Here is an 11,828-nt window from a genome sequence, read left to right as displayed (position 1 = left end):
AGTTTATGCCTAACTGTCAAAAATATATACTTAACTGTATAATGAACTTTCTAAAAAGTATTTTATCATAAAAAGGTTTACAGTTTAGTATAAAATATTACGAGTTAGGAAATTTTTGATTCAATTAATTATAACCATGTTTTAATAGACTCATATCACAGAGATGTGATGGAAATAGAGTTGAAAAATTGCTTAATCTACTTATTAGAATTATTTACTAAAGTAATTCTAGTTCCATTACTAAAAGGAAGGAGTGATTTCAGTGGCAGCAGATATCATTTCAACAATCGGTGATTTAGTAAAATTAATCATTAACACTGTTAAAAAATTCCAAAAATAATTTTTTAACTTAGTTAAGATGAGTATTTAGGATTTACAATATTCAATAGGAAGGAGTGATTTCAATGACTGCAGATATCATTTCAACAATTGGTGATTTTGTAAAATGGATTTTAGATACAGTAAAAAAATTCGCTAAATAATAGAAATTCATTATAACTTTGTTTTCTTCGTATAAAAGGTAAGTTATTAAGCCTCCCAACTTAGTAACTTATAACATTAGTAGGTGACGAAACATTTACTAATAAAACTGTAGTTTTCCTTGGACTCAGTGTTACGTATTATTCTTAGCTACCTTTAATTAGGTATTTTCTAGCATGTAAGCTATCGTAAACAACATTCAATTTATCATTATAAAATAGATAAATTCACTAAATTTTTCATAATTAATAACATCCCCAAAAAATAGATTGAAAAATAACTGTAAAAACATTCCCTTAATAATAACTTATCTAAAGCCGTGAGTTCCTCCCAAGCTCACGGCTTATTCTTATACATAAAAAACACGCTCAATAGTGTATTGTTAAGCGTGTTTAGCTATTATTTATATAAATTGAGTTTTAAATTATCAAAAACTGGAATAGCTTGACGTTGTTCTGATACTTCATTAACGTCGATATCTATAGATAAAGTACTTTCATTACTTCCTAATTCTGCAATAACTTCACCATTTGGGTTTATGACAATAGAATGACCAGCATAATCAGTTTGACCATCATTACCACAACTGTTTGTACCTACTACAAACATATCATTTTCAATTGCACGTGCTTTTAATAATGCTAGCCAGTGATTTAATCTTACAGTTGGCCATTGCGCTACATAAAATGCAATTTGGGCGCCACTTCGTGCAGGATATCTTAGTAATTCAGGAAATCTTAAATCATAGCAAATGATTTGAGTAGCTAAAGTTCCATCTGAAAGTTCAAAAGGTTCAGGCACTTGTTTACCTGGAGACATAAAGTCAGGTTCACTAAGCATAGGCACTAAATGAACTTTGTTATATCGATTAATACACTTGCCATTTGATAGGACCGAAAAGGCGGTATTATAAATATTTTGACCAATTTGATTTGATACAGAACCTGCAATAATATCAACTTGATAAGTTTTAGCGAGATTAGAAATAAACGGTAAACTGTCATTTAAATCTTTGTCTGCAAGTTCATTTAATTTTTCTAATGCATAACCGTTGTTCCACATTTCTGGAAGGACGACAACATCTGTATCATCTTCTAATTCATTTTCAAACCACTGTTTGATTTTGGATTTATTTTGCTCTGCTTGACCATACTCGATATATATTTGAAATAACTGAACTTTCATATATATCACTCCTCAATTAAGATTAACTATAAGATACTAAATAAATTGCTATATATCAAAAAAGTGAGATAAATCCATAGCAGAATTTATCTCACTTACATATATTATACAAAATTATCTTTTGATAAGGAAACGAGGTTCAACTGGTTTAATATCTTTTTCGCCAGCTTCTTCACGCACATTACCAAATGGCATTTGAGCAACTAATTTCCAAGTTTTAGGAATATTGAATTCGTTCGCAGTAGCTTCATCAACAATTGGATTATAGTGTTGTAATGAAGCACCGATACCTTTAGTTGCTAATGCTGTCCAAATTGCATATTGGTGCATTGCATTAGTTTGGTTAGACCAAATTTCAAAATTATCATAGAAGTTTGGCATTTTTTCTTGTAAACCAGTAATAACATCTTTATCTTCATAATAAAGAATTGTGCCATATGAATGTTTGAAATTATCAATTTTTTGACGTGTTGGTTCAAAGTCACGATCAGGACCCATTGTTTCTTTTAAAATTTCTTTAGTGTTTTCCCAGAATTTTTCATTTTTATCATTTAATAATAAAACGATACGTGTTGATTGTGAATTAAAAGCTGAAGGTACATGTTTAACAGCATGTGCAATTAATTCTTCTAATTCTGAATCGTCTATTGAAATTGTACTTTCTAAATTATAAATGGTACGACGTTGTTCCATAGCATCATTAAATGATACTTCATCATTTTTTTTACTAAATAAACCCATAATCATTCTCCTTTGTTATAGTTAATAACTATTTATAATTTAAGTATAAATATTATACTCATCAAAGTAAACAAATAATTACTAGAAAATTTCAAAAGTATTAATATTATTTTTCAATAAACATATATCAATGCATTCTTAGGATAATTTATATATACTTGAATAGTAAACAATTAGTAGAAGGAGGTGACTATTAATGCATAATAAACCCAAAAGTAAGATAATGTTGTCAAGTTTTGCATTGATTTTAAGTACTTCATTAATTAGTAATTCAGTCCATGCGGCCGAAAACACTAATACAACACATCAAAATGATACATCCCAACAAAATAACTCTAATAAAGATGATAATACTTCTAGTTCTCAGGATAATAAAACTAATTCAGAGACTAATGAATCATCTTCAAATGAAAATCAAGACACAAATTCTGATAATAACACTAATGAAGGAACAAATGATTCGAATGCATCTAATGAAGGTTCAAATACAAATGATAATTCATCACAACCTTCAGACTCAGACCAACAAAATAATAATTCAGGAAATAATAGCGATTCTGGTAAAGACGATAACCAAAATAGTGACGCTGATAATAATGATGATTCATCAAACTCAAATGGAAAAAATGACTCACAAAATGGTAATGACAACAACGATAGCAGTCAAAGTAATTCCGACAATGGAAATGATAATGGATCAAATCAAAACGACAATTCAGATTCAAACAATAATCAATCAAATGATAAAAATGATAAAAATGATAATGATTCATCAGATAATAATGGTTCAAATACTGGAAAAGATGATCAAGACGATAATAATGGCTCAAACGATTCAAATAGTGGTAAAGACGACAATCAAGACGATAATAATAGCTCAAATGATTCAAACAGTGGTAAGGATGACAACCAAGACAATAATCAAAATAATGGGTCAAATCAACATGACAAACCGTCTAATGATCACAATGGAGGCACAAATAGTCATCAACCTAGTAAAGATCAAGATAATAATAATCCAAATCATAATAGACAAGGTCAAAATGGTAATCAACCTAACAAACCTAATTCAAAACAGAAACCTACAAACGACAATCATCAACAAAACAACCCAAATGGATCTAACCATTCATCCGGTAAGGTAAATCAAAATCAGTCTAATTCTGATAATAGGGTCCAAAACCAGCCTAAGTACCAAAGACCAAGTAATTCACAAAATTCATCAAATAATCAATATAATGGACGTTATCAAAATAATAATTCAATACAATTAATGCCGAAATTTGATGATTCAAACCAATCAAGTGGTCCATTAAAAAAATCTAATTCACAAGGTAATACATCGACATATGATAGTAATAGATTTATGTGGAACAATCCTGAATCAATATTTAATAGTCAAAAAGGATTTGAACATACGTCAAACCAACAGTCATTAATTAGAAGATTTAATTCTTTAGCAAATGGTTCTTATAAATATAATCCTTTTGTTATTAATCAAATTCATCAATTAAATGATTCTGATGGAGCTATATCTGATAGGGATATTTATAATATCTTTAAAAAAGAAACGTTTAGTGGAAATCAATACCTCAATTCTTTACAGCAAAAATCAAATTACTTCAGATTTCAGTATTTTAATCCTTTAGATTCAAAAGCATATTATCAAAACTTAGATGAACAAGTTTTAGCTTTAATTACAGGAGATATTGGTTCAATGCCAGAACTTAAAAAGCCAGAAGATAAAGAAGATAAAAATACAAGCGCTTTTAAAAATCATAGCGACGATAAAGTAAACACATCAAATCAACATAAAGAGAGCTATCAAAAAGATACAAAAATGAATAGAACTATAATTGCACTAAGTAGTAGTATCATAGCTATTTTTATAGGCGTTATCATTGCATTTATATTTAAGCGTAGAAAAGAAGATGAAGAAGTATAATTGAAATAAGTATTTTAAACATAGATAGAGCCAATCACTGAAATAGTGACTGGCTCTATTGTTATATAAATATCTAATTAAAAATCAATTGGATTATAAAACTGGCTTGTTCTTGGACTTTTTTAAGTGATTCTCCACCAAAGACTTGCATAACTACTACCGTTCCATTTTGTAGCATATGAATGATTATTGGAACAGCTATTCTATTAGTATAAGTGTAGGCTAAGGAGAAAATCATGCCCATACCAAAATACATTGGTATAAATTTAAAGTCGTTATGTGCTAATGCAAATAAAAGGGAACTAACAATTGAAGCTATTAAAAAGGCAACAATTCGATTTCCTTTAATCGCGTTATATAATTCACCAAAGAGTACTTTTCTGAATACAAATTCCTCTAAAATTGGACCTACTATTGAAACTAATAAAATAAATATTGGCATTTGTCTTGCGATTGCCATAAGTCTTTCTGTATTTGGACTCGGTTGTTGTTGTCCTGTAATAGCAACATAAATTAAACTAACAACGACCTGATAAAGCATAACGATACAAAAACCAAGTAATGCCCAACTTAAAATATAACGTTTAGGTTCTTTAAAACCAGCTTCAAGTTTAGTAGGATTTTTAATTTTTAAATTGATTAAAATAATTATGATAGCTGCAATAATAAATAATGAAACTTGCGTATATATCATAAATTGAGTTGTTTTCATGCCTTTTTCAAGATGAACTAATCCACTTCCTAAAATGATACCAGGTAAGAATTGAGCTAAGGCATAGATGAATATCGTTAATAAAGATACCCAAAATCTATTCATAATGAACCTCCGATTTTCTGTTTATAGTTTATTTTATCGTAAATAAAGTTAATGTACAAAATTATTTAAGAGTGCTTTGACTTGAAATATTGACCAAATTTGATTATTATTAAAAGTAGTTTAGCACTCTAAAAGTTAAAGTGCTAAAATTTGTGATCACGAGGAGGAACAATCATGCTTAAACCATTAGGAAATCGTGTGATTATTGAAAGAAAAGAACAAGAACAAACAACAAAAAGCGGTATCGTATTAACTGATAGTGCTAAAGAAAAATCAAATGAAGGTATCGTTAAAGCAGTGGGTAAAGGCCGCTTATTAGACGATGGTTCTAGAGTTGCTCCTGAAGTTAAAGAAGGAGATACAATTGTATTTCAACAATATGCAGGAACAGAAGTTAAACGAGGCGATGAAACATACATCGTATTAAATGAAGATGACATATTAGCAATTATTGAAGAATAAATAAAACATATAAATTAAAACATGAAATTACTTATTATACTGGAGGTCAGACATAATGGCTAAAGACTTAAAATTTTCAGAAGATGCACGTCAATCAATGTTACGCGGTGTAGATAAATTAGCGAATGCTGTAAAAGTAACTATTGGTCCAAAAGGGCGTAACGTTGTATTAGACAAAGAATACACAGCACCATTAATTACAAATGATGGTGTAACAATTGCAAAAGAAATAGAATTAGAAGATCCTTATGAAAATATGGGTGCTAAATTAGTACAAGAAGTCGCTAATAAAACTAATGAAATTGCTGGTGATGGTACAACAACAGCAACAGTTTTAGCACAAGCGATGATTCAAGAAGGTCTTAAAAACGTAACAAGTGGCGCTAATCCTGTTGGTTTAAGACAAGGTATCGATAAAGCAGTACAAGTAGCAGTTGAAGCATTACATGATATTTCTCAAAAAGTTGAAAATAAAAATGAAATTGCTCAAGTAGGTGCTATTTCTGCAGCTGACGAAGAAATTGGTAAATACATTTCAGAAGCAATGGAAAAAGTTGGTAATGACGGTGTTATTACAATTGAAGAATCTAATGGATTTAATACTGAATTAGAAGTCGTTGAAGGTATGCAATTTGATAGAGGATATCAATCGCCATACATGGTAACAGATTCAGATAAAATGATTGCTGAATTAGAAAGACCATATATTTTAGTAACTGACAAGAAAATATCATCATTCCAAGATATTTTACCGTTATTAGAACAAGTTGTTCAATCAAATCGTCCAATTTTAATTGTTGCTGATGAAGTAGAAGGTGACGCATTAACTAATATCGTATTAAACCGTATGCGTGGAACATTTACAGCAGTTGCAGTTAAAGCACCTGGTTTTGGTGATCGTCGTAAGGCAATGTTAGAAGATTTAGCTATATTAACAGGTGCTCAAGTGATTACTGATGATTTAGGATTTGATTTAAAAGATGCTTCAATTGATATGTTAGGTACTGCAAACAAAGTTGAAGTCACTAAAGATAATACAACTGTAGTTGACGGTGACGGCGATGAAAATAACATCGACGCTCGTGTTAGCCAAATTAAAGCTCAAATTGAAGAAACAGATTCTGACTTTGATAAAGAAAAATTACAAGAACGCCTTGCTAAATTAGCTGGTGGTGTTGCAGTAATCAAAGTAGGTGCTGCTAGTGAAACTGAACTTAAAGAGCGTAAATTACGTATTGAAGATGCATTGAACTCAACTAGAGCAGCAGTAGAAGAAGGAATTGTTGCTGGTGGTGGAACTGCCTTAGTTAATATTTACAAAAAAGTAAGTGAAATTGAAGCAGAAGGAGACGTTGAAACAGGTGTGAATATTGTCTTAAAAGCATTACAAGCACCTGTAAGACAAATTGCTGAAAACGCTGGTTTAGAAGGTTCAATCATTGTTGAACGATTAAAAAATGCAGATCCAGGTGTTGGTTTTAATGCAGCAACTAATGAATGGGTAAATATGCTTGAAGAAGGAATAGTGGATCCTACTAAAGTAACTCGTTCTGCATTACAACATGCAGCAAGTGTAGCAGCAATGTTCTTAACAACTGAAGCGGTTGTTGCATCTATCCCTGACAAAGATCAAAATGATTCAGCTGGAATGGGTGGCGGAATGCCAGGTATGATGTAAATTAAATAAAAGATAATAATAAATTTTTAAAATGTCATCAAATAGAAATCTATCAAAAAAACTTTCTAGTAGAAAATCTGCTAGAAAGTTTTTCTTTTTACATAAAATGAAGGTTTTATAATATAAAAATTAAAATTTTATTAATAATTTATTATAAATAGTGAAGTTTTTAGTAAAATAAAATAGTTGTCTTACCACTTACTAGATGTTATATTATTTATTGTAATTTTTATTTCAAAATATTTTAATTTGCTATTGAATGGTATAAACGAACGTCACGCTACTTGAATATAATCACATTGACAAAAAGGAGAAAAAATTAAAAGTGAATCAACCTAGAAATTACAACCAAGAAGAAGTTAACAAAAAATTTTTTTCAATTAGAAAGTTAAGAGGATATGGTGCTACAAGTATTGCTGTAGCATCTATATATTTATCATTTGGTCATATGAATAGCGCAAGTGCTGCAGAGGAAACTAATCAAACAAATACACTAACGACCAATAATTTTGAAGCACAAAAAAATAGTAACTCCGCTAGCACAAATTCAAAGGCAAGTGGAGAAACTAATAATCAAATTGATGCAAACCAAGTCCAAAAAGAATATGATGAAAACAATCAAATAGATTCTAATCAAACAAATCAATTTAGAAGCAATAATATAAAGTCAGAAGAGTCATCGGTTGGAAACAATGAAAAATTAAAGAAATTAATAAATCAATATAAGAACATTGATTTATCAAATAAAACGAATGATTCTGTTCAACAATTTAAAACTAAGTTAGTAAATGCTGATCAATTCATTGAAAATCAAGCTACTCAAAAAGAGATAGATGATTATTATCAAGAATTTATTAATTCGGCTTCACTATTAAAAAGAGAAAATAACGTAGATTTAAATGAAACTAAAAAGAATCGTTTAATAAATAATGACGATCAATTAGTGACTAACGGAATACCAGCGAATAATACTGAGCCTAATAAAAATAACAGACATAGTGCAATAAAAAACCAAAATAGAGGTACATCTTTTAGATCGGCTAACCAACCTATTAATAATGATAAAAGTAATGATCCATTAAACAAAAATGAAATAAACACTGAACTGCGAAATGGTAATTTTGAGCAAGTAACTGGAGGAAACTTACCAAGTAATACAGATAAGCTTACAGTAGTTACAGGAGTTGATGGATGGCATAGTTTATCAACTGTTTCAGATCCTGAATATCCAATGACTTTGACAACTGCAGGGAAAAAATATAGTTCCTTCATGAGTGATTCTAACGCACCATATGGCGTAATATTAGCTAGAACTACTGATGGTTATAATAGAAAAGTACTAGATCCAAGAGTAGCTGGTATTTATCAAGATATCGACGTTAATCCAGGTTCAGAATTAGTAGTAGAGTATGTTTCCTCAGCTTTAAATGTCATTAACTCTTGGCCAGGAGTTAAAGCCAAAGTAACTAGTGTAGATGGTTCAAATGTATACTATGATAAGACACTTAATGGTATGGGGAAATATCCTACAGGAAGATTATCGTTCATGATTAATGTACCTGAAGATGTTAATAGATTAAGACTTGCATTTCTACCTGTTGCTGATGTGAAAACATTAACTTCCACTCAAACAGGTGCTCAACAAGGATTTGGAACTAATAAGAGTTATTTATATGGTGGAATAGTTAGTAGAGTAAGGGCTAATAGTGGTGCATATATAACTTCAAATGTTGATGAAATCAAATATGATTTTAGAAGTGATTCTACAAACTCAAATTATGCTAGAGGTACGATTTCAGTATCACTTGAAAATAAAGGACATTTTCGATCTAAAGAAACAAAATACGTAGTGTCATTACCAGCAGGTTCCAAGTTTATTTCTGCAACTGACGTAAGTACAAATTTTGATGAAGCTACTAACACTTTAACTCTCGATGCTGGCAAAATTGATGCAGGTGCTACCAAAAATATAACTTACACAATTGATTTTCCAGCTACACAACCCAATACAATTGATTTAAATGGAAATGTAACGTACAAAACAGACGCCCCTTATAGAGGTAATGATACTCAAAAAATAGGTACTAATATTGTTAATCAACAGCAAGTTGATATTTTGATGTATAAAGAAGAATTGAACGATAAATATAATAATATTAAACAATACTTAAATACTATTAATGAATCTGAATTTACGGCTAATTCTGTAAATAATTTAAAAGCTAAATTAGAAGAAGCTAAATCCATTTTAAATGAAGCATTAAATAATACGCCAATAGCGGAAAGAAAGAGTCAGGCAATTATAAACCAACTAACAACTGAATTAGAACAAGAAAAAATAAATCTTAAACTACTTTCTCCTCAAGAACCGAAAATAACTACTAACAATGAATATGTGTATACAGTTGTTACACCGCCAAATAATGCAGATAAATTAGAAATAAATTATGTTAATCCTGATGGAATGATGTCTAAATTAATTGCCAAAAAAGAAGGAAATAATTGGTTGTTAAATGAGGCGCCTGCTGGATTTACTATTAATCCTATAACAGGTGGAATCGCTATTAATTATATAGGTGTCGCTCCTCATAGTGAGATAACAGCTAGTGCTACGCAAGGAAATAGTGATCCTAGTAATTTAGTTAGGGCTATCATGCCAGTTAAAGAAATTGCACCACCTGAACCAAAAATTATTAAAAATGAAGAAGAAGCTAGTTTGATAATTCAACCACAAGGCGATACTGATAAAATGACTATAAATTATATTGGCCTAGATGGAGAATCAAAAGAAGTAGTTGCCACAAAAATTAGTGATCATTGGGAATTAAACGACAATCCTAAAGGCATAAGCATAAATGATATTAACGGAGAAGTGGTTGTTAATTATGAAGGAGTTCAAGTTGGCAGTGAAGTAACCGCAGAATCAAATTATGGAAATAGTGATTCTAGCTTAATAGCTAGAGATAAAATACCTTTAAAACAAGCAACACCAGTCGCACCAGTTATATCATCAGATGATCAAGAAGCTGGTGTAACAATCACACCACAAGACAATACAGATAAAATAGTAGTGAAATATATAGATCCAAATGGAGATTCGAAAGAAGTAGTAGCTACGAAAGTTGGGGAACAGTGGACAATAGAAAATAATCCACAAGGCTTTGCAATTAATCCAACAACAGGTTTATTGACTATTACTCATGACGGCGTTCAAAACGGAAGCGAAGTTAGAGTTCAAGCCACGCAAGGAAATAGTAATCCAAGCGAAGTAACTACACAAGTACCAAATAAAGAAACAACACCAGCCGCACCAATGATAACAATAAATGATCAAGAAGCTAGTGTAACAATCACACCACAAGACAATACAGACAAAATGGTAGTGAAGTATATAGATCCAAATGGTTATTCGAAAGAAGTAGTAGCTACGAAAGTTGGGGAACAGTGGACAATAGAAAATAATCCACAAGGCTTTGCAATTAACCCAACAACAGGTTTATTGACTATTACTCATGATGGTGTTCAAAATGGTAGCGAAGTTAGAGTTCAAGCCACGCAAGGAAATAGTAATCCAAGCGAAGTAGCGGCCAAAGTACCAAATAAAGAAACAACACCAGCCGCACCAGTGATAATAACAAATGATCAAGAAGCTAGTTTAACAATCACACCACAAGACAATACAGATAAAATGGTAGTGAAATATATAGATCCAAATGGTCAACAGAAAGAAATAATCGCAACAAAAACAGGAGACAAATGGTCACTAAACGATAATGTAGATGGTATGAACATTGATGGAACAAATGGTGTAATCACGATAACGCACGACGGTGTTCAAAATGGTAGCGAAGTTAGAGTTCAAGCCATGCAAGGAAATAGCAATCCAAGCGAAGTAGCGGCCAAAGTACCAAATAAAGAAACAACACCAGCCGCACCAGTAATAATAACAAATGATCAAGAAGCTAGTTTAACAATCACACCACAAGACAATACAGATAAAATGGTAGTGAAATATATAGATCCAAATGGTCAACAGAAAGAACTAATTGCAACAAAAGCAGAAGACAAATGGTCATTAAATGATAAAGTAAAAGGTATTAACATTGATATTATTAATGGTGTAATCACAATAACTCATGACGTTGTTCAAAACGGTAGCCATGTCACAATCCAAGCCACACAAGGAAATAGTGATCCAAGCGAAGTTACAGCTAAAGTTTCTTATAAAGAAACTGCACCAAAACCACCGATAATCCAATTAGATAAACAAAAGAAGCTAGTTTAACAATCACACCACAAGATAATACAGATAAAGTAAGTATAAATATTGTAAAACCGAATGGAAAAATTATAGATATTACTTCAAATAAAATTGGAAAAACGTGGAAGTTTAATAAAAAAATCCATGGTATCAATATTAATGAGAAAACTGGTGTAATTACCATTAAAGATATTAACAAACTCAACGGTAGTAAAATCCTTGCTAATAGTTCATTTAGAAATAGTGAAAAGAGTAATAC

9 protein-coding genes are annotated in these 11,828 nt (G+C 30.8%); 6 read left to right on the top strand and 3 right to left on the bottom strand.

The window, feature by feature from the left end:
* Positions 1 to 262 precede the first annotated feature (262 nt).
* Both Q4528_RS10015 and Q4528_RS10010 read left to right on the top strand, forming a co-directional pair.
* Entirely contained in the window at positions 263 to 340 is a 78-nt protein-coding gene (locus Q4528_RS10015; protein ID WP_015364840.1) for a delta-lysin family phenol-soluble modulin, read from the top strand.
* A gap of 64 nt (positions 341 to 404) precedes the next feature.
* A complete protein-coding gene (locus Q4528_RS10010; RefSeq protein ID WP_072291871.1) occupies positions 405 to 482 on the top strand; it encodes a delta-lysin family phenol-soluble modulin in 78 nt (25 codons plus the stop codon).
* Between the two features lie 397 nt (positions 483 to 879).
* Here the strand turns inward: Q4528_RS10010 and Q4528_RS10005 are convergent, their stop codons facing one another.
* Positions 880 to 1,665 (bottom strand): carbon-nitrogen family hydrolase, encoded by a 786-nt coding sequence (locus Q4528_RS10005; protein ID WP_046467590.1) that lies wholly within the window; start codon positions 1,663 to 1,665, stop codon positions 880 to 882.
* A 114-nt stretch (positions 1,666 to 1,779) separates the two neighbouring features.
* Positions 1,780 to 2,406 carry a nitroreductase family protein gene (locus Q4528_RS10000; protein ID WP_017638094.1) on the bottom strand — a complete coding sequence of 209 codons (627 nt, stop codon included), beginning with the start codon at positions 2,404 to 2,406 and terminating at the stop codon, positions 1,780 to 1,782.
* 196 nt (positions 2,407 to 2,602) lie between these two features.
* On the opposite strand from Q4528_RS10000, the gene Q4528_RS09995 reads away from it, so the two are divergent.
* The gene (locus Q4528_RS09995; protein ID WP_046467589.1) at positions 2,603 to 4,351 is read left to right on the top strand and encodes an SdrH family protein; all 1,749 of its coding nucleotides are present in this window, start codon (positions 2,603 to 2,605) and stop codon (positions 4,349 to 4,351) included.
* A 73-nt stretch (positions 4,352 to 4,424) separates the two neighbouring features.
* On the opposite strand, the gene mroQ is transcribed toward Q4528_RS09995, so the two are convergent.
* A complete protein-coding gene (gene mroQ, locus Q4528_RS09990; RefSeq protein WP_017638092.1) occupies positions 4,425 to 5,168 on the bottom strand; it encodes an intramembrane glutamic endopeptidase MroQ in 744 nt (247 codons plus the stop codon).
* 174 nt (positions 5,169 to 5,342) lie between these two features.
* On the opposite strand from mroQ, the gene groES reads away from it, so the two are divergent.
* The 3 genes from groES (at position 5,343) to Q4528_RS09975 (ending at position 11,593) form a co-directional block, all read left to right on the top strand.
* Positions 5,343 to 5,630 (top strand): co-chaperone GroES, encoded by a 288-nt coding sequence (groES, locus tag Q4528_RS09985; protein WP_046467588.1) that lies wholly within the window; start codon positions 5,343 to 5,345, stop codon positions 5,628 to 5,630.
* A gap of 55 nt (positions 5,631 to 5,685) precedes the next feature.
* On the top strand, positions 5,686 to 7,308 hold the full coding sequence (groL, locus tag Q4528_RS09980) for a chaperonin GroEL (RefSeq protein ID WP_303521415.1): 1,623 nt from the start codon (positions 5,686 to 5,688) through the stop codon (positions 7,306 to 7,308).
* Between the two features lie 325 nt (positions 7,309 to 7,633).
* Complete coding sequence (locus Q4528_RS09975; RefSeq protein WP_303521413.1) at positions 7,634 to 11,593, top strand: SasC/FmtB family protein; 3,960 nt, start codon at positions 7,634 to 7,636, stop codon at positions 11,591 to 11,593.
* Positions 11,594 to 11,828: the final 235 nt, after the last annotated feature.

The organism is Staphylococcus pasteuri, from assembly GCF_030547725.1.
GTDB classification, from domain to species: domain Bacteria; phylum Bacillota; class Bacilli; order Staphylococcales; family Staphylococcaceae; genus Staphylococcus; species Staphylococcus pasteuri.
Note: the sequence above shows the minus strand (reverse complement) of the source record. Positions and strands in the feature narration are given on the sequence as shown.